The sequence below is a fragment of the Rhodococcus sp. MEB041 genome, assembly GCF_030208955.1.
GTDB lineage: Bacteria > Actinomycetota > Actinomycetes > Mycobacteriales > Mycobacteriaceae > Rhodococcoides.
Genome location: NZ_JARVSZ010000002.1, coordinates 34,464 through 53,839 on the forward strand (window position 1 = coordinate 34,464; position 19,376 = coordinate 53,839).

Annotated in this window: 13 protein-coding genes and 1 riboswitch; of the genes, 3 read left to right on the forward strand and 10 right to left on the reverse strand. The window is 70.0% G+C overall.

The genetic code is table 11. From position 1 onward, the window contains the following. The first annotated feature begins 89 nt into the window (after positions 1-89). Both QRN16_RS04205 and gcvP read left to right on the forward strand, forming a co-directional pair. Positions 90-692, forward strand: a complete 603-nt coding sequence (locus tag QRN16_RS04205) for a MerR family transcriptional regulator (RefSeq protein WP_027505438.1) — start codon at positions 90-92, stop codon at positions 690-692. Between the two features lie 36 nt (positions 693-728). Then, a riboswitch (glycine riboswitch) is annotated at positions 729-847 on the forward strand. Between the two features lie 168 nt (positions 848-1,015). After that, positions 1,016-3,877, forward strand: coding sequence for an aminomethyl-transferring glycine dehydrogenase (gene gcvP, locus QRN16_RS04210; RefSeq protein ID WP_285184702.1), 2,862 nt, complete (start codon positions 1,016-1,018; stop codon positions 3,875-3,877). Between the two features lie 18 nt (positions 3,878-3,895). On the opposite strand, the gene QRN16_RS04215 is transcribed toward gcvP, so the two are convergent. Genes QRN16_RS04215 through QRN16_RS04225 form a run of 3 tightly spaced genes read right to left on the reverse strand, consistent with a single transcriptional unit; the run spans position 3,896 to position 9,071 of the window. Next, positions 3,896-5,038, reverse strand: coding sequence for a metallophosphoesterase (locus tag QRN16_RS04215; protein ID WP_285184703.1), 1,143 nt, complete (start codon positions 5,036-5,038; stop codon positions 3,896-3,898). A gap of 31 nt (positions 5,039-5,069) precedes the next feature. Continuing rightward, positions 5,070-6,848, reverse strand: a complete 1,779-nt coding sequence (locus QRN16_RS04220) for a VWA domain-containing protein (protein WP_285184704.1) — start codon at positions 6,846-6,848, stop codon at positions 5,070-5,072. Between the two features lie 42 nt (positions 6,849-6,890). After that, positions 6,891-9,071, reverse strand: coding sequence for a malate synthase G (locus QRN16_RS04225; RefSeq protein ID WP_285184705.1), 2,181 nt, complete (start codon positions 9,069-9,071; stop codon positions 6,891-6,893). 152 nt (positions 9,072-9,223) lie between these two features. On the opposite strand from QRN16_RS04225, the gene QRN16_RS04230 reads away from it, so the two are divergent. Further along, entirely contained in the window at positions 9,224-10,099 is an 876-nt protein-coding gene (locus QRN16_RS04230; RefSeq protein ID WP_285184707.1) for an aldo/keto reductase, read from the forward strand. 9 nt (positions 10,100-10,108) lie between these two features. Here QRN16_RS04230 and QRN16_RS04235 read toward each other — a convergent pair whose 3' ends face one another. From QRN16_RS04235 to QRN16_RS04265, 7 genes are all read right to left on the reverse strand, one after another. Further along, a complete protein-coding gene (locus tag QRN16_RS04235) occupies positions 10,109-11,002 on the reverse strand; it encodes a 3-methyladenine DNA glycosylase (protein WP_502943978.1) in 894 nt (297 codons plus the stop codon). Further along, complete coding sequence (locus tag QRN16_RS04240; RefSeq protein ID WP_285184708.1) at positions 10,999-12,087, reverse strand: hemolysin family protein; 1,089 nt, start codon at positions 12,085-12,087, stop codon at positions 10,999-11,001. The genes QRN16_RS04235 and QRN16_RS04240 overlap by 4 nt, the downstream gene beginning before the upstream one ends. Then, complete coding sequence (locus QRN16_RS04245; RefSeq protein WP_056445121.1) at positions 12,080-13,477, reverse strand: hemolysin family protein; 1,398 nt, start codon at positions 13,475-13,477, stop codon at positions 12,080-12,082. The genes QRN16_RS04240 and QRN16_RS04245 overlap by 8 nt, the downstream gene beginning before the upstream one ends. Positions 13,478-13,833: 356 nt before the next feature. Beyond that, positions 13,834-15,270, reverse strand: coding sequence for a GMP reductase (guaB1, locus tag QRN16_RS04250; protein WP_222631279.1), 1,437 nt, complete (start codon positions 15,268-15,270; stop codon positions 13,834-13,836). 58 nt (positions 15,271-15,328) lie between these two features. Next, on the reverse strand, positions 15,329-16,192 hold the full coding sequence (locus QRN16_RS04255; protein ID WP_231476281.1) for a DMT family transporter: 864 nt from the start codon (positions 16,190-16,192) through the stop codon (positions 15,329-15,331). An 8-nt stretch (positions 16,193-16,200) separates the two neighbouring features. Further along, positions 16,201-17,649 carry an NADP-dependent phosphogluconate dehydrogenase gene (gene gnd / locus QRN16_RS04260; RefSeq protein ID WP_027505429.1) on the reverse strand — a complete coding sequence of 483 codons (1,449 nt, stop codon included), beginning with the start codon at positions 17,647-17,649 and terminating at the stop codon, positions 16,201-16,203. 64 nt (positions 17,650-17,713) lie between these two features. After that, positions 17,714-19,255 (reverse strand): DEAD/DEAH box helicase, encoded by a 1,542-nt coding sequence (locus QRN16_RS04265; protein ID WP_051613283.1) that lies wholly within the window; start codon positions 19,253-19,255, stop codon positions 17,714-17,716. Between the last annotated feature and the right edge of the window lie 121 nt (positions 19,256-19,376).

The following is a 19,376-nucleotide window of genomic DNA, read 5'->3' on the forward strand; positions in this document are numbered from 1 at the left end:
CACGGATGTCATCGTCGTTCTCACCGCGCGTACCGCACAGGTCCGCGGACGAGGACTCCAGGCGGACCATCCGAGAGGGAGAGAAACACGTGGCAGATCAGCCGCAGGAGCCGGAGCAGATGAGCCTGCTGGCATCGAACGACGTGGACGAGGTGCAACCCGGTCTCTTCCCCGACGATTCGGTTCCGGACGAGTTGGTCGGCTACCGCGTCCCCAGTGCGTGCCAGATCGCCGGCATCACCTATCGGCAGCTGGACTACTGGGCCCGCACCGGCCTCGTGGTGCCGTCCATCCGCGGCGCGGCAGGATCCGGCAGCCAGCGGCTGTACTCCTTCAAGGACATCCTGGTCCTCAAGATCGTCAAGCGACTGCTCGACACCGGCATCTCGCTCCAGAACATCCGCGTCGCCGTCGACCACCTCCGTCGTCGTGGCGTGGCGGATCTGGCCCGCATCACGCTGTTCTCGGACGGCACCACCGTCTACGAGTGCACGTCCGCCGAAGAGGTCGTCGACCTGCTGCAGGGCGGACAGGGCGTCTTCGGGATCGCGGTCAGCGGAGCCATGCGTGAACTGACCGGCGCCATCGCCGACTTCCCCGCCGAGCGTGCCGACGGCGGCGAGAGCCAGCCGACGCCCGAGGACGAGCTCGCCTCCCGCCGCAAGAATCGCGCGAGCCGCAAGACCGGCTGACCCGCCGACGCGCACTCCCATATACTGAGTAAGCGTCGACGCCGCACGGGAGAGCTTCGCCGGGACGCGGTCCGTCACAGGACCGAGCCCGACGAGCGCCGAAGGAGCAGCACCTCTCCGTCAATCTCTCAGGCACCCGGGACCGTGCGGGCTCCGACGCCTCTGGAAAGTGGTGGAATCGTCCACCCGCCCACGGGGAAAGGCGCCGTACGCGGCGGCCGAATCTCTCAGGCGCCCGGTGGTCTCGGGCATCACGACAGAGGGAGAGGGGCGTCCCTCCCTGCGTGTGGGGCGTGCACCTCGCCACCACCACGGGAGATCACGTGACCGCCGAACCCCGCTCGACCTCCGGACTCCGTACCTTCGTCGACCGCCACATCGGGCCCGACGCGGAGCAGACCGCGCGACTCCTCGACGTCATCGGTGTGGCGAGCCTGGACGATCTCGCTGCCGCCGCGGTTCCCGCCGACATCCTCGACGCGGCCGTCGACGGCATCGCGGACGGCCTGGACGCTCTGCCCGCGCCGGTCTCCGAGCACGAGGCACTCGCCGAACTGGCCGCGCTGGCCGCGAGCAACACCGTCGCGACGTCCATGATCGGCCAGGGTTACAGCGCCACGCTCACCCCGCCCGTCCTGGTGCGCAACATCCTCGAGAACCCGGCCTGGTACACCGCGTACACGCCGTACCAGCCCGAGATCAGCCAGGGCCGACTCGAGGCACTGCTCAACTTCCAGACCATGGTGTCCGACCTGACGGGTATGGACATCGCCAACTCCTCGATGCTCGACGAGGGCACCGCCGCGGCGGAGGCCATGACGCTGCTGCGCCGAGCCGGCAAGTCGAAGTCGGCCCGCCTGGTCCTCGACACCGACCTGTTCCCGCAGACCCGCGCCGTCATCGCGACGCGCGCGGAGCCGCTCGGCATCGAGCTCGTCGACGCCGACCTCGCGGCGGGCCTGCCCGAGGGCGAGTTCTTCGGTGTCGTGTCGCAGACGCCGGGAGCATCGGGCCGCATCGTCGACCTCACGTCGGTGATCGCCGAGGCGCACGATCGGGGCGCCCTCGTGGCCGTCGGCGCGGACCTCCTCGCCGCCACTCTCGTCACCTCGCCCGGCGAGCAGGGGGCCGACGCGTGCTTCGGCACGTCGCAGCGGTTCGGCGTCCCGATGGGCTTCGGTGGACCCCACGCGGGATACCTGGCCGTGCGCACCTCCCACGCTCGTCAGTTGCCGGGCCGACTCGTCGGCGTCTCCGTCGACGCCGACGGATCGCCCGCCTACCGCCTGGCTCTGCAGACACGTGAGCAGCACATCCGCCGCGAGAAGGCGACGTCCAACATCTGCACCGCGCAGGTGCTCCTCGCCGTCGTCGCCACGATGTACGCGAGCTACCACGGTGCCGACGGGCTCACCGCCATCGCGCGGCGCGTCGCCGGCCACGCGGCCTCGCTGGGTGCCGCGCTGCGCGCCGGTGGCGTGACCGTGGTGCACGAGAACTACTTCGACACCGTCCTCGCCCGCGTACCCGGCCGCGCGGCCGAGGTGGTCGCCGCCGCGAAGACGACCGCCGCGATCAACCTCCGCTTCGTCGACGACGACCACGTCGGCATCTCCTGCGACGAGGCCACGATCGACGCTCATGTGGAGGCCGTGCTGCAGGCCTTCGGTGTCGAGCCGGCCTCCGGCTCCGCGCCGATCGCCGTTCCCGACGCCCTCTCCCGTACGTCGGAGTTCCTGACGCACCCGGCGTTCACGCGGTACCGCACCGAGACCGCCATGCTCCGGTACCTCCGCGCGCTGTCCGACAAGGACATCGCCCTCGACCGCAGCATGATCCCGTTGGGCTCGTGCACCATGAAGCTCAACGCCACCGCGGAGATGGAGCCCATCACGTGGCCGGGCTTCAACGCCCTGCACCCCTTCGCGCCCGCGGACGATGCTCCCGGCATGGCGCGCATCATCAGCGACCTCGAGGAGTGGCTCGTCGCGGTCACCGGCTACGACGCGGTGTCCCTGCAGCCGAACGCGGGCAGCCAGGGCGAGTACGCAGGCCTGCTGGCGATCCGCAACTATCACCGCAGCCGCGGGGACGACGCACGCACCATCTGCCTCATCCCGTCCAGTGCCCACGGCACCAACGCGGCGTCCGCCGTGATGGCCGGGATGAAGGTCGTGGTGGTGGCGTGCCGCACCAACGGTGACGTGGACGTCGACGACCTGCGCGCCAAGGTGGCCGAGCACGCCGAGTCGCTGGCCGCCATCATGATCACCTACCCCTCGACCCACGGCGTCTACGAACACGAGATCGGCGACATCTGCGCCGCGGTGCACGACGCGGGTGGCCAGGTGTACGTCGACGGCGCGAACCTCAACGCTCTGGTCGGCGTGGCGCGCCCCGGTCGCTTCGGCGGCGACGTCAGCCACCTGAACCTGCACAAGACCTTCTGCATCCCGCACGGCGGCGGCGGCCCCGGCGTCGGTCCGATCGGCGTCCGCTCCCACCTCGCGCAGTTCCTGCCCGGACACCCGTTCGTGGAGGGTCTCGGTGAGACCGGTGCGATCTCGGCCGCACCGTACGGTTCGGCGTCCATCCTGCCGATCACGTGGGCCTACATCCGCATGATGGGTGCCGCCGGTCTACGGCGCGCGACCCTCACCGCGATCGCGTCGGCGAACTACATCGCCCGCCGACTCGACGAGTACTTCCCGGTGCTCTACACCGGCGATCGCTCGATGGTCGCGCACGAGTGCATCCTCGATCTGCGGCCCATCACCAAGCGCACCGGGGTGACGGTCGACGATGTCGCGAAGCGGTTGGCGGACTACGGTTTCCACGCACCGACGATGAGCTTCCCGGTGTCGGGCACCCTCATGATCGAGCCGACCGAGAGCGAGAATCTCGACGAGATCGACGCCTTCGTCGACGCCATGATCGCCATCCGCGCGGAGATCGAACGAGTGGCGTCGGGGGAGTGGACCGTGGACGACAACCCGCTCCGGGGCGCGCCGCACACGGCGCACTGCCTCGTCACGGACTGGACGCACCCGTACTCGCGCGAGGAGGCCGTCTACCCGGCCGGCACCTCGCGCGCCAAGGTGTGGCCGGCGGTGCGGCGGATCGACGGCGCACACGGCGATCGCAACCTCGTGTGCTCCTGCCCGCCGATCGAGGCCTTCGCCTGACCCACTGACGCGATGTGATCAGCGCGCCGTCCGGAGCTCCAGCAGAGAGATCTCGGGCGGCGCGCCGATGCGTACCGGGGGACCCCAGGCGCCGGCGCCGCGGGTGGTGTACAGCGTGGTGTCGCCGATGGTGTCGAGGCCCTGGACCGAGGGCTGTTGCAGCGGTACGAGATACACGATCGGCCAGATCTGTCCGCCGTGAGTGTGGCCGGAGACCTGCATGTCCACACCGAGATCGGACGCCTGCGTCGCCTGCTTGGGCTGGTGCGCCGAGAGCAGCTGGAAACGGGCCGGGTCGGTGCCCTCGAGGGCTGCCGCCAGATCCGGCTCGTACGGTTCCGGCGCCGTGAGGTCCTCGATGCCGACCAGGTCGATCGTGTCGACGCCGCGGGTGAGCGGGACCGTCTCGTTGCGCAGGACCCGCAGTCCCAGCGAGTCGTACAGGTCGAGCCACGCGCCGCCGTCGCCCGCGTAGAACTCGTGGTTGCCGCTGGTGACCACGACACCCAGCGGCGCCGACAGTGCGCTCAGCGGAGCCAGTGCCGGGCCCACGAGGTCGACGGTTCCGTCGACGAGGTCCCCGGCGATGATGACGAGATCCGGCTTCTCGGCCATGAGGGTGTCGACGACCCCCTGCACGAACGCCTCGCCGCGCGCCGGGCCGACGTGCAGGTCGGACACGAGTCCCACCCGCACACCGTCGAACGACGCGGGCAGTGCTGCGAGTTCGACTGTCGTCCGGGTCACCTTCGGGGTGGCGGCCGCGACGACTCCGTACGCGACGGCCACCACGGTGCCGAGGACGAGAACGGCGGTGGCGGGACGCACGAAGGTGCGCCGTGCGGACACCCCGTCGCGGTGGGCGACACGCGCTCCGATCCGCACCACCAGGGCGCCCACGGCGATCAGCAGGGAACCGAGGCAGAGGTACAGGAGTGCGGCGAGCCAGGTCAGACCCGGGTACGCGACGTAGCGGGCCCACGAGGGATCCAGTACCTCACCGCTGCCGATCCCGACCACCGCGGCGGCCCAGAGCGCCACGAGAACGGCATCTGCGGCGACGCGTGCGGCGCCGGTGAGTCCGGTGGCCACCACCAGACGGCGGTGCAGGACGAACGTCACGATCGCCAGGAGCACGGCGAACGTCAGCATGCGAATCACGGGGAAGCCCTTCGGCATTCGGTGGAGATCGTCACCGGTCGGAGGACAATCGGTCGAGCGTGGCGGTGAGTGTGGGGTCGGAGGAGGACACCTCGACGAGGTCGCCTCCGGTCTGGCCCGTGAGGCTGCGCAGCGTCGCGATGTCCGAGTTCTGGGTCAGAGACACCACGTCGATGCGGACCGGACGTGCAGGGTCCGACGCGGCCGCGATCGACTGGAGGAAGGACGCGGCGGAGATCGAGGTGTCGTCGTTCGGGCCGTCGGTGACGAGAAGAACCGAGTTGGTCCCGTCGCCCGACCAGTTCTGCACCGCCGATTCGTAGGCCGCCTGCACGGAGGCGTAGGTCGAGGTGGCGGTGGCGGGAGACAGACCGGCGAGAGAGCTGTCCAGTGCGGCGCGGGACTCGGAGTTCGCCTCCGTGAGCGGAACCTCCGCCCGGTACGGCCGTGATCCGTCCAGTGCCCGGCTGTACGTCCACAGGCCGATCCGGCTGGTGTCGGGAACCGCGCCGATCACCTGACGCAGGGCGGACGTCACGTTGGTCAGGCGCGTGGCGGACCCGTCGATCGACTCCATCGATCCCGACACGTCGAGCAGGACGGTGGTGCTCGACGGGCGGGTGGGTGACGCGAGGGTGTCGAGCACCGCCGTGCGCGCCGCCGGCTCGGGCGACGCGGCGGGCTGACCGATCGCCGGGAACGTCAGTCCCGCCACCGACGGAGGTGTCGCCTCGGTAGTTCCGTCGGCGGTGGGAACGCGGAATCCCTGTCGCAGGAACGCCTGCTGCTGATCGGCTCCGCGGGCGAACTCCGCGAACGCGGCCGCAGCCGCGCGTCCGGTCGCATCACCGTCCGAGAGCACCACTGCAGGATGGTCGGCACTCGGCGTCGAACCGGCCGGGCGGAAGGCGGCCAGCTGCTGGCCCTCCGTGATCCGGCCGTACAACTGCTGTTCGGTGACCGGGACGGCGTGGACCGGGGCGGCCGCGGGGTCGTCGCCCTGCACCATCGCATCGAGAGCGGCCGCAGCATCGGCGGGCGGTGTGGGAGTCGCGTCCGTCGCCGCGCGGGAGAGCGCGGAGACCGCCGACACGACGGGCGCGGACGCAGCCTGATCGGCGGTCAGCGACGCGGTGGAGGCGGTGGGATCGACGACCGCCGCAGCCACCGACACCAGAGCCGCGGTGGTGGTCGACCCCGCCGGCAGTGCCGGTCGCAGGGATCCCCAGCCCACGGCGCCGATGGCGTCGAGCGACTCGGGGGTGGCGGCGAGACGAGGCAGGTCGGCCCACCCCACGGCCGCCGCTCCCAGGGTGTCGGCGAGCGTCGGCGCGACGCCGAGGACGACGGGACTGGTGGCGAGAGACCGGGGGGTGCTGTCGACCCGCCGCGCGTCGATCAGCGGCGCCGCATCCGCCGAAGTCGCCGGAATCCACAGCGACGGACGAGGACCGGCCGCCGCGTCGGACGGATCGGCCGCGAGGGCCGCTGCCGCGACGTCCGACGCCGTCTCGGTCACCGTCGTGGTGACGCAGTGATCGCGCACCACCGGCGCCGTGGCGTCCCACGCCGCGGCGACCGTACGCACGGCGTCGGCGATGTCGGGATCGGCCGTGACGGCCAGCACGGCGTCACCCTCCACACAGGCCTTCGCGGCCTGCTCACCCTCGTCGGTGATGCGATCGCGCAGGGCGAACCAGCCCAGGACGGCCGCGACGAGCAGCACGAGAACGACGACGACCACGACGGGTCCGCGGCTCACACCGCGACGACCACCCGACGTGGACGCGGTGCGACGATGCTCTCCCACCCTCGGGACCCGTCCTCTCTCGTGCTGCTCCCGGCCTCCCTGTCAGGATGCCTGGTTCGCTGCCTTGTACTCGCGACGGCGCGCGTGGAGGATCGGCTCCGTGTACCCGTTCGGCTGCCGGGTTCCCTCGAGGATGAGGTCCTTGGCGGCGTTGAAGGCGATGTTGGAATCCGAGTTCTCGGCGAGCGGTCGGTAGGTCGGGTCGTCGGCGTTCTGCCGATCGACCACCGGCGCCATGCGTGCCAGCGAGGCGACGACGTCCTGCTCGGTCACGACGCCGTGACGGACCCAGTTGGCCAGCAGCTGGCTCGAGATGCGCAGCGTCGCACGGTCCTCCATGAGCGCGACGTCCTCGATGTCCGGAACTTTCGAGCAGCCGACGCCGTGGTCGATCCACCGGACGACGTATCCCAGGATCGACTGGCAGTTGTTGTCGAGCTCACGCTGCCTGTCCTCGTCGCTCCAGGAGGTGTCGGCGGCCAGTGGGATCTCGAGGATGTCGTCGACTGTGGCGCGGCGAGCCTTCGCGATCTCCTCCTGGCGGGCGAAGACGTCGACCTGGTGGTAATGGGTGGCGTGCAGCGTGGCCGCGGTGGGCGACGGGACCCACGCGGTGTTCGCACCCGCGCGCGGGTGACCGATCTTCTGCTCGAGCATGTCGTGCATGAGATCGGGCATCGCCCACATTCCCTTGCCGATCTGCGCCTTGCCCTCGAGGCCCGCCGCGAGACCGGTGTCGACGTTCCAGTCCTCGTAGGCGGCGATCCACTTCTGCTTCTTCATCTCGGCCTTGCGCACGACGGCTCCGGCCTCCATGGAGGTGTGGATCTCGTCGCCGGTCCGGTCGAGGAAGCCGGTGTTGATGAACACGACGCGTTCCTTCGCCGCGAGGATGCAGGCCGCGAGGTTGACCGTCGTGCGACGCTCCTCGTCCATGATGCCGACCTTGAGGGTGTTGCGGGGGAGGCCCACGACGTCCTCGACCCGCGCGAACAGCTCGTTCGTGAAGGCGACCTCGTCGGGACCGTGCATCTTGGGCTTCACGATGTAGAGCGAGCCGGTGCGGCTGTTGCTCAGCGCGACGTCGTCTCGCAGGCTGTGCTTGCCCGTCAGGGACGTCATGACGGCATCGAGGATGCCCTCGGGGATCTCGTTGCCGTCCTTGTCGAGGATCGCATCGGTGGTCATCAGGTGCCCGACGTTGCGGACGAACAGAAGCGACCGGCCGTGCAGCACGAGTTCGGAGCCGTCCAGAGAGGTGTAGACGCGATCCGGATTCATGGTGCGGGTGAAGGTCTTCCCGTTCTTCGACACCTCCTCGGCGAGATCGCCGCGCATCAGACCGAGCCAGTTGTGGTAGCCGAGCACCTTGTCGTCGGCGTCCACGGCGGCGACGGAGTCCTCGAAGTCCATGATCGCGGTGACCGCGGACTCGAGCAGCACGTCCTTCACGCCCGCGGCATCGGTGCTGCCGATGGGACTCTCGGCGTCGATCTGCAGTTCGAAGTGCAAGCCGTTGTGGACGAACAGGATGCCGGTCGGTGCGGACGGCTCACCCGTGTAGCCGAGCAGCGAGTCCGGTGACGCGAGACCGACGGTGTCGCCGGAGGACAGGGTGACCGCCAGGGCGGACCCGTCGACGACGTACGACGTGGCGTCCGCGTGCGAGCCGGACGTCAGCGGCACCGCGTCGTCGAGGAACGTGCGAGCCCACGCGATGACCTTGTCGCCACGTACCTTGTTGTAGCTGGTGCCCTTCTCCGCGCCGCCGTCCTCGGGGATGGCGTCGGTGCCGTAGAGCGCGTCGTACAGCGAGCCCCACCGGGCGTTGGAAGCGTTGATGGCGAAGCGTGCGTTGAGGACGGGGACGACCAGCTGCGGGCCGGCCGTCGTGGTGATCTCGGTGTCGACGCCCTCGGTCGTGATCGCGAAGGCGGCAGGCTCGTCCTGCAGGTACCCGATCTCCTCCAGGAACGCCTTGTACTGCGCGCGGTCGTAGCCGGCTCCGGGGTGCTCGGAGTGCCAGGCGTCGAGCTTGCCCTGGATCTCGTCGCGGGCCTCGAGGAGCGCCCGGTTACGGGGCGCGAGATCCTCGAGGAGGGACTGCACACCCGCCCAGAACGCATCCTGATCCACACCCGTGCCGGGCAGAGCCTGCTTCTCCACGAACTCGTGCAGCACTGCCGCCACCTGCAGATCGCCGACCTGGACGCGTTCCGTCATCACAGCCCCTCACTTGACTCTCGCCTGTCGCGGCGTCGTGCCGCGCTGGATCGCCCCGATGTTACCCAGTGGTAGTGCGGAGCCCACCGGTGGTGGCGCGCGGGACGATCACGAGCAGGAATACCTGCGACCCCCACGGCGTCGTACTCGCCATGACGACATCGACGACTTCCCGCCCCGCCGACGCGAGCGGCACCTTCCTGCTCGGTGGAGACCTCGAGATCACCCGGCTCGGTTACGGCACCATGCAGCTGCCCGGAGAAGGCGTCTGGGGGCCGCCGCGTGACCGCGACGAGGCGATCCGCGTGCTGCGGCGATCGGTCGAGTTGGGCGTGACTTTCTTCGACACCGCAGACAGCTACGGCCCCGAGGTGGCCGAGGACCTGCTCGCCGAGGCGCTGCGTCCCTACGCCGACGACATCGTGATCGCGACCAAGGCCGGGCTCACCCGGCAGGGCCCCGGGCAGTGGACCCCGGTCGGTCGTCCCGCATACCTCCGCCAGCAGGCGGAGTTGTCGCTGCGCCGTCTCGGTGTGGACCGCATCGACCTGTTCCAGCTGCACCGGATCGACCCGGACGTCGCGCTCGAGGATCAGGTCGGCGAACTGAAGGCGCTGCAGGACGAGGGCAAGATCCGGCACATCGGCCTCAGCCAGGTGTCCGTCGAGGAGGTGACACAGGCGCAGAGGATCGCTCCGATCGTGTCCGTCCAGAACCTCTTCAACCTCACGGACCGCTCCTCCGAGGAGCTCCTCGACTGGTCGACCGAGCAGAACATCGGCTTCATCCCGTGGTTCCCGCTCGCCACCGGAAAGCTCACCGGCGAGGGCAGCCCGCTGACGGAGCTGGCCCAGCGGCACGGCGTCTCCGCGTCGCAGCTCTCCCTCGCGTGGCTGTTGCGTCGATCCCCGGTGATGCTGCCGATTCCCGGAACGTCGTCGGTGTCCCACCTCGAGGACAACGTCGCCGCCGCGAGCATCGAGCTCAGCGACGAGGAGTTCGCCGAACTCTCGGCCGTGGGCGTCTGACCCGAACCGTCAGCGCAGACCGGCGAGCAGGCCGCCGATCGCGACTCGCAGAGCGGCTCCTCGTTCCGCGATCGCCGACTGGGCGCGCACGTACTCGGCGCGCCCGGTCGGGGTCTCGACACGCACGGGGGAGTAGCCGTACGCCGTGAGGTCGTACGGGCTCGCCCGCATGTCCAGTTCGCGCGCCGTCATCGACAGCGCGAAGCAGTCGAGCAGCAGTTCGGACGGCAGCAGCGGTCCGAGCTTCGCCACCCACTTGTACAGATCCATCGAGGCGTGCAGGCAGCCCGGCTGTTCCGTCAGGAGCCGGTGCTCCGGCGTCAGCTCGAGCGCGTTCCGCGGGACCGCGTCCGGGGTGAAGAAACGGAACGCGTCGTAGTGGGTGCAGCGCAACGGCATCGACTCCACCACCGCGTCGGTGCCGTCGTGACCGAGGCGCAGCGGCACGTCGTGACGCAGAGCCTCGTCCCCGCCGCGGTAGACCATCGCCCACTCGTGCAGACCGAAGCAGCCCAGCTGCGCCGGGCGGGTGGCCGTCCGGCCGATCAGGGTGCTCACGAACTCGATCGCGGACGACCGCCGGTCGAGGAACTCGGACGACACCGTCACGCCGGGTCGCCCGCCCACGGCGACGTCCACGTACCCGGAGCGTCCGCGGTAGTCCTCGATGCCCGCCCCGGTCAGTACCGAGCCGTGACCGGGGTGCCACCGGCGCAGATGGCCCGGCTTGAGGCTGTAGTAGGTGAAGAGGAAGTCGAGCACCGGATGCGGCTCGCCGACCACGCGCCGCTCCAGATAGGCACCGATCATCTCGTCCACCCGCTCGCCGTGAGCGTGCCGCCGAGGATGCCACGCGTCCGGTCCGAGAACGACGAGATCGGTGTCCGACACGACGGACGTCACGTCGCGTCGGGCCCGGGGACGACGTCCTCCACGAGGTGGGTGCCGTCACGCACCGTGCCGACGAACTCCTCGACGAGGTCCTCGAGAGCGACGATGCCGATGGTGCCCCTGCCCGTCTCCACCACGGCGCCGAGGTGACTGCGGCGGCGGCGGAGACCGGCCAACGCCTCGTCGAGAGGGGTGCGTGCGTCGATGATCGGCAGAAGGCGGACGTCCGAGCGCGGGATGATGGTCTCCGAGTCGGCCAGCGGGTCCGCCATCAGATCGAGGACGTCCTTGATGTGGAGATACCCGATCATGCCGTCGGTCTCGTCGCGGACCGGGTACCGCGAGAAACCGGTCTCGCGGACGGCCTCCTCGATCGCACCCAGCGTGGGTCCCTTGGGTCCGCAGACCACCGTGCGGGCCTTGTCCAGCGGGATGAGGACCTCCCGCACGGTGCGACCCGACGTCTCGAGAGCCTGTGTCAGCCGGCGGTGCTCCTCCTCGTCGATGAGTCCCTCCGAGCGGGACTCGCCGATCATGTCGGAGAGCTGGTCCGCCGACACCGACGAGTCCAGCTCGTCCTTCGGCTCGACGCGCAACAACCGCAGTGTGCCGTTGGCGCACAGGTTGTAGAACGAGATCAGCGGCTTCGCGACACGTAACCACCACAGATGCACGGGCACCAGCAACATCGCCGTCGCTTCCGGTCCGGCGATCGCGATGTTCTTCGGCACCATCTCGCCGATGAGGATGTGCAGGATCACCACGATGCCCAGGGCGAGGGCGAACCCGATGGGGTGCAGCAGGGAGTCGGGTACGCCGAGCAGCTCGAACGGACGCTCGATCAGGTGGGCCACGGCGGGTTCCGCCACGCGCCCGAGCAGGATCGAACAGATGGTGATGCCGAGCTGCGCGGCCGCGAGCATCATCGACAGGTTCTGACCGGCCTCGATGACCGTCTGAGCCCGTTTCTTGCCCTGCACCACCAGACTCTCGAGGCGGTCGCGGCGTGCCGAGATCAGAGAGAACTCGGCACCGACGAAGAAGGCGTTGAGGAGCAGGAGGACGACCGCGAGGCCGACGGCGAGAAGGTCACCCATCGAGGGCCTCCCGGTCGTGCTCGCGGACGGTCTCGGCGCGCAGCCGGGTGATCTCGTCCTCCGCGGCCGGGCGTACGAGGATCCGGTCGATCCGGCGCCCGTCCATCGCGTCCACGCGCGCGACCCAGCCGCCCTCGTCGGACTCGAGGTCTCCGCTCGGGGGCGGCAGGATGACCTGGTCGCCGGCGTCGGGGATGCGTTCGAACTGTGTCAGCACCAGGCCACCGAGGGTGTCGTACTCGCCCTCGGGTGCCGCGTACCCGGTGAACTCGGTGACCTCGTCGATGCGCAGGAGTCCGGAGCAGAGCCACCCGTCGGCGACGCGTTGGACGTCGACCTCGCGGGTGTCGTGCTCGTCGCGGACGTCGCCGACGATCTCCTCGATGAGGTCCTCCATGGTGACGATGCCCGCGGTGCCGCCGTACTCGTCCACCACGATGGCGACCTGCATGCCGTCGGCGCGCACCCGTTCCATGACGGTGTCGCCGTCCAGGCTCGAGGGGACGTTGGGAACACGCTGCGCGAGGGAGCTGACCGTCGTTCCGGCGCGGCGCTCGGCGGGCACGGTGAACGCGTGCTTGATGTGGACGACGCCCACGGTGTCGTCGAGGTCACCGTTGACGACGGGGAACCGGGAGAACCCGGTGCGGGCCGCGGTGTCGATGAGGTCGGCGACCGTGTCGTCCGCGGCGAGGGTCTCGATCTTCACGCGGGGGGTCATCAACTCCTCCGCCGTGCGCTCGCCGAACTGCAGCGAGCGGTCGACGAGGAGAGCGGTGCGCTGGTCGATGGAGCCGTGTTCCGCGGAGGAGCGCACCAGCGACCCGAGTTCCTGGGGCGAGCGCGCCGAACGCAGTTCCTCCGCGGGCTCGACGCCGAGGCGGCGGACCACCCAGTTCGCGGAACCGTTGAGACCGTTGATGGCCCAGCGGAAGACGAGGGAGAATCCTGCCTGCAGGCCGGCCGTCGCCCGCGCCACCTTCATCGGATTGGAGATGGCCATGTTCTTGGGCACCAGCTCGCCGAACACCATCGACGCCGACGTGGCGATGACGAGCGCCAGCACCAGTGACACGGCGCCGGCGAGCGAGTCGGACGCACCGAGTGCCGTGGCGGCGGGGGTGATGAACCGCGCCAGCACCGGTTCGGCGATGTAGCCGGTGATCAGTGTGGTGATGGTGATGCCGAGCTGCGCACCGGAGAGCTGGAACGACAGCGTCCTGTGCGCGTGCTGGACCTGGCGGGAACGCATGTCACCGTCGCGGGCCGCCGCGTCGACGGTGCTGCGTTCGAGTGCGGTGAGGGAGAACTCCGCGGCGACGAAGATCGCCGTTCCCGCCGTCAGCGCGACGAAGCCCACGAGGGACAGGATCGGAACGAGAACGGTCACGAGGGACACACCTCGCTGCGACTCGAGGTGGTCGTCGGGAAAGCGCCGGGTGAGCCCGGCGACCTAGAGGAGCCCTCCGGAGAGAGACCGCCGGACGACTCCCCGTCGGGGGAGGGGCGGTCTCGGGACGGTCGGTCCGGGGACGGAGTGCCGGACCCGGGGGTCGGCGTCGTCGTGGGTGCCTCGGGCACCGGTGTCCTTCCTGTCGTGTGGCGTTCGCGTGGAGGCGACGCCTGCGCCGCAGAATCGGCGCGTGTCACAGCAGTACCCGCTCGGGGGCGCCGCTATCGCACACATCGTATCGTCGCCGACCCGGAATCACCGAGTCGGCGGCGTGAGCACGAGTGCGGCCGAGATCACCAGCCGGACGGGAGCGGCCGCCCCTCGGCGAAGCCCGCCGCAGACTGGATGCCGAGCACGGCATCCCGATGCAGCTCCTCGAGCGAGCGCGCACCGGCGTACGTGCAGGTGCTGCGCACACCCGCGCAGATGTGGTCGATGAGGTCCTCGACACCGGGCCGCTCCGGATCGAGGCGCATCCGCGAGCTGGAGATGCCTTCCTCGAACAGGCCCTTGCGCGCCTGGTCGAACGCGCTGTCCGCCGCGGTGCGTGCGGCCACGGCTCGCTTCGACGCCATGCCGAAGCTCTCCTTGTAGGCCACCCCGGCGGCGTCGACGCGGAGATCTCCGGGCGACTCGTGGGTGCCGGCGAACCAGGACCCGATCATGACGTTGGAGGCACCCGCAGCGACGGCGAGCGCGACGTCGCGGGGATGTCGGACCCCGCCGTCGGCCCACACGTGCTTGCCCAGCTCGCGCGCCGCGGCGGCGCACTCCTCGACGGCCGAGAACTGCGGGCGGCCCACGCCGGTCATCATGCGGGTGGTGCACATGGCGCCGGGGCCCACACCGACCTTGACGATGTCCGCGCCGGCCTCGATCAGGTCACGGGTACCCGCTGCGGACACGACGTTGCCGGCGACCAGGGGCACGCCCAGATCGAGCGCCGCGACGACGGCCAGCGCATCGAGCATCTTCTGCTGGTGGCCGTGGGCGGTGTCGAGCACCAGGACGTCGGCCCCGGCCTCGACCAGGGCGGCGGCCTTCGCGCCCACGTCACCATTGATGCCGACGGCGGCGGCGATGCGCAGGCGTCCGTCGGCGTCGGTGGCGGGCCGGTAGATGCCGGCGCGCAGCGCACCGGTGCGGGTGAGCACTCCCGCGAGTGCGCCGTCCGGTCCGGTCAGTACGGCGAGGTTCTCGTGCCGGGCCTCGAGCTGCTCGAAGATCTCGCGGGGACTCGTGTCCACGGAGGCCGTCACGAAGTCCTTGTCCATCACCGTCGAGAGGCGCGCGAAGCGATCGACGTCCGTGCACGCCGCCTCGGAGACGATGCCCACGGCCGTGTCACCGTCCACGACCACGACGACGCCGTGGGCACGCTTCGGCATGAGGGCGAGAGCGTCGGAGACCGAGTCCTCCGCCGTCAACACGACCGGGGTGTCCGCCACCAGGTTCCGGCTCTTGACGAAGGAGACCGTCTCGGCGACGGCCGCGGTCGGCAGGTCCTGCGGGATGACGACGATGCCGCCGCGTCGCGCGACCGTCTCCGCCATCCGGCGGCCGGCCACGGCGGTCATGTTGGCGACGACGATGGGAATGGTGGTCCCGGAGCCGTCGACACTCGCCAGATCGACGTCGAAACGGGACGTGACCGTCGTGTGGTTCGGGACGAGGAACACGTCGTCGTACGTCAGGTCGTAGGGCGGGCGCTGGTCGCGAAGGAAATGCACGGGACGCCAGCGTACGCGACCGACGGATATATCTTGCGGCGGCGACGTCGAGGGTGGGTCAGACAACCGGGACGGCGTCGTCCGCACGCCCCTGCTCCCGCGAGAGAACCACGGTGGTCACGATCATGACGATCACCGCGGAGGCGACGACCACGCCGCGCAGTCCGTCGAGGCGGAGCCGTTCGTCGAGCACCACGATGCCGAGGAACACCGCCGCCAGCGGCTCGCACACGGTCACCGCCGGCAGCGACGCCGCGAGCGGACCTGCCTGGAACGCACGCTGCTGCAGGTAGAAGCCCGAGACTCCCGCGGCGATCAGCGCGTACGTCTGCCACGCGGTGAGGGCGCCGAGCAGATCGGACTCCACCAGGTCGGTGACGTACTTGGTGAACGCGACGGCAACGCCGAACAGCAGCCCACCGCCGACTCCGAGCAGCAGCGCCGCACGACCGGGCTCGCGCGTGAGCACACCGGCGACGGCGCCGACCAGCGCCACCGCCACCACGGCGGCCAACGGCAGTGCCCACACCGACAGCGGCGCGTCGGCGGTGCCCTCGGTGGGGTCGCCGACCGCGACGAACGCCACCAACGCGACCGTGAGACCCACGGCCGAGATCCAGGTGGCGCGCCGCATCCGCAGACCGGAGTACTTCGCGGCGAGGGGAAGCGCGAACAGGAGCATGCTGACGAGCAACGGCTGCACCACGGACACCGACCCGACGGCCAAGGCCGCCACCTGCACCAGGTATCCGCCCAGGTCGCCGACCACCCCGGCCCACCACCGCGGGCTGCGCACGAGACCCGAGATCAACGAGTCCCCGTCCGCGACCGCCGACGCCGCCGTCTGCTGAGCGACGGCGGCGCAGGCGAAGAGGAATGCCGCGACGAGCGAGAGCCCGACCGCGAGCACGGACGAACTCACGGCGGAGGTCAGGCCTCGATCTCGGACCGGTCCTCGCTCCACAGGGTGTGGAACTTGCCGTCGGCGTCGATGCGCTCGTAAGTGTGCGCTCCGAAGAAGTCGCGCAGACCCTGCGTCAGCGCGGCGGGCAGACGTTCGGCGCGCAGTCCGTCGTAGTACGACAGGGCGGAGGCGAAGCCGGGCACCGGGATTCCGAGGAGTGTCGCGGTGGACACGACGCGACGCCAGCTGTCGACGGCATTCTCGACGGCGTCACGGAAGTACGGCGCCAGCAACAGCGCGGGCAGTTCCGGGTTCTCGTCGTAGGCGTCCTTGATGCGGTTCAGGAACCGGGCCCGGATGATGCATCCTCCGCGCCAGATGGTGGCGAGATCGCCGGGGTGCAGATTCCAGTCGTACTCGGCCGAACCGGCGGCGATCTGATCGAAGCCCTGCGAGTAGGCGACGACCTTGGAGGCGTACAGCGCGGAACGGATGTCCTCGGTGAAGGTCTCGATGTCCTCGGGCTTCGCCGAGAGCGTTCCCGACGCCAGACCCTTGGACGCCTCGCGCTGGCCGCGCGCGCCCGAGAGTGCTCGGGCGAACACCGCCTCGGCGATGCCGGTGACGGGGACTCCGAGATCCAGCGCGGACTTGACGGTCCAGCGACCGGTGCCCTTCTGCTCGGCGGCGTCGACGATGACGTCGACCAGCGGCTTCCCGGTCTTCGCGTCCTTGTGGGCGAGCACCTGCGCGGTGATCTCGACGAGGTAGCTCTCGAGGTCGCCCTCGTTCCACTGGCGGAAGACGTCGGCGACCGCGTCCGGATCCATGCCCAGCGCGTCGCGCAGCAGGTTGTAGGCCTCACCGATGAGCTGCATGTCGGCGTACTCGATGCCGTTGTGCACCATCTTCACGAAGTGCCCGGACCCGTCGGGGCCGATGTGGGTGCAGCACGGGGTGCCGTCCACGTGTGCCGAGATCGACTCGAGCAGGGGCCCGACCGACTCGTACGACTTCGCGGGGCCGCCGGGCATGATCGAGGGGCCGTTGAGTGCACCCTCCTCGCCGCCGGAGATGCCGGCGCCGACGAAGAGAAGGCCGCGGTCCTTCAACGAGGACTCGCGGCGGATGGTGTCCGTGTAGAGGGCGTTGCCGCCGTCGATGATGATGTCGCCCTCGTCCATGACGCCGGCGAGTTCCTCGATGACCGCGTCCGTGGGATCGCCGGCCTTGACCATGATGACGACCTTGCGTGGCTTCTCGAGGCTGGCCACGAAGTCCTCGATGCTCTCGGACGCGACGAAGGTGCCGTCACTGCCGTGCGCGTCGAGCAGAGTCTGTGTCTTGGAGTAACTCCGGTTGTGCACCGCGACCACGTGTCCGTGGCGGGCGAAGTTCCGCGCCAGGTTGGACCCCATGACAGCGAGGCCGGTGACACCGATCTGGGCGAGAGGTGAAGAATCCGAGGAAGTCATTCCCCCAGCTTTCCCTGCCCGGCCCCGACGCGAAAGTCGGGGCCGGACAAGGACGGGAGAGCTGTCAGTCGCGCGCGGTGCCCGCAGCACGGCTGCGGAACCCGCCGGTGCGCGAAGCCGTTGCGCCCGTGCGGTTCTCGTCGCGGCCCTTGTAGCCACCGGTGGACTCGCCGCCGCGGTAGCCGCCGGTGCGGTTCTCGTCGCGGCCCTTGTAGCCACCGCTCGACTCACCGCCGCGGTACCCACCGGTGCGGTTCTCGTCGCGACCCCGGTATCCGCCGGAGTCGCCGCCGCGGTAGCCACCGGTGCGCGGGGATCCCGAGGCGCCGAAGCGCGAGGGGCCACTGGGACGCTCGCGACGCGGTGCCTCACGCACCGGCTCGCCGGACGGAGCCTTGGCTCCGGTGATGGAACCGAGCTCCACCGAACCGGGGGAGACGTCCACCGAGGTGACCTTCACCCCGGCCTGGCCGGTCAGCCGGCTGATGATGCGGCGCTGGTTGGGCAGCGCGATGGCGACGACGGTGCCCGCCGCACCGGCACGTGCCGTACGGCCGGCGCGGTGCATGTAGTCCTTGTGATCCGCGGGCGGATCGACGTGCACGACCAGGTCGATGCCGTCGACGTGGATGCCGCGTGCGGCGACGTCGGTGGCGACGAGCACGGGGGTGCGGCCGCTCTTGAAGCGGTCGAGCACGCGGGTGCGCTGGTTCTGAGCCTTGCCGCCGTGCAGCGACTCGGCGTGGATGCCGACGGCGCGAAGGCGATCGGTGATGCCGTCGCAGCCGAGCTTGGTGCGGGCGAACATGATGGTCCGGCCACCCTCGCGAGCGGCGATCTCGGACAGGACGATGTCCTTCTGTCCACGGCCGACATTGAGGATGTAGTGATCCATCGACTCGACGGCGGCCTTGCTGTCACCGGTCGAGTGCTGGACGTGGTCGGCCAGGAACTGGCGGACCAACGACTGGACCTCGCGATCCAGCGTGGCGGAGAACAGCATGCGCTGGCCACCGTTCGCGGTCTGTCCGAGGATGTCGCGCACCTCGGGCAGGAAGCCCATGTCGGCCATCTGGTCGGCCTCGTCGAGTGCGGTGATCTCCACTGCCTCGAGGACGCAGGTGCCCTGACGCAGGTGATCGCCGAGGCGTCCGGGGGTGGCGACGAGAACGTCGACACCGCGGCGGAGCTGATCGGCCTGACGACCGAACGGGGTGCCGCCGACGGCCGGACGCACGCTCAGTCCGAGGACGGTGGCGTAGGACTGCAGCGAGTCGACGACCTGGAAGGCGAGCTCGCGGGTGGGGACCAGCACCAGTGCGCGGGGACGCTTCGCGGCGGGCTTGGTACCGGTCGACGCCAGGCGGGCGAGCATCGGCAGACCGAACGCGAGCGTCTTGCCCGATCCGGTCTGTGCGCGGCCGAGAACGTTACGGCCGGCGAGGGCGTCGGTGATGGCCATCTTCTGGATGGGCGAGGGAACGGTGATGCCGTTCTTGGCGAGCGCCGCGACGATGGCCGCGGGAAGTCCGAGGTCGGAGAACGTGGTCTCGGACGCCTCGGGAGTGCTGGTGGCAGAAACAGAAACGGGGGTGGCGCTGGTCAACGCGGTGGTACCTCTCGGGGTTGCAGGCGCGTCGGTGCACAGCAACGATGAATCACCGCGCAGCGTGACGAGCCAGGGCACACATCACCTGGTCATCGATGCGCAAGCGGAGCTCGGGCGC

Bases quoted from the DNA above. Each gene is read 5' to 3' on its own strand.
- QRN16_RS04225 (WP_285184705.1), bottom strand. From the start codon at position 9,071: ATGACGGAACGCGTCCAGGTCGGCGATCTGCAGGTGGCGGCAGTGCTG.
- QRN16_RS04230 (WP_285184707.1), top strand. From the start codon at position 9,224: ATGACGACATCGACGACTTCCCGCCCCGCCGACGCGAGCGGCACCTTC.
- QRN16_RS04240 (WP_285184708.1), bottom strand. From the start codon at position 12,087: ATGGGTGACCTTCTCGCCGTCGGCCTCGCGGTCGTCCTCCTGCTCCTC.
- gnd (WP_027505429.1), bottom strand. From the start codon at position 17,649: ATGACTTCCTCGGATTCTTCACCTCTCGCCCAGATCGGTGTCACCGGC.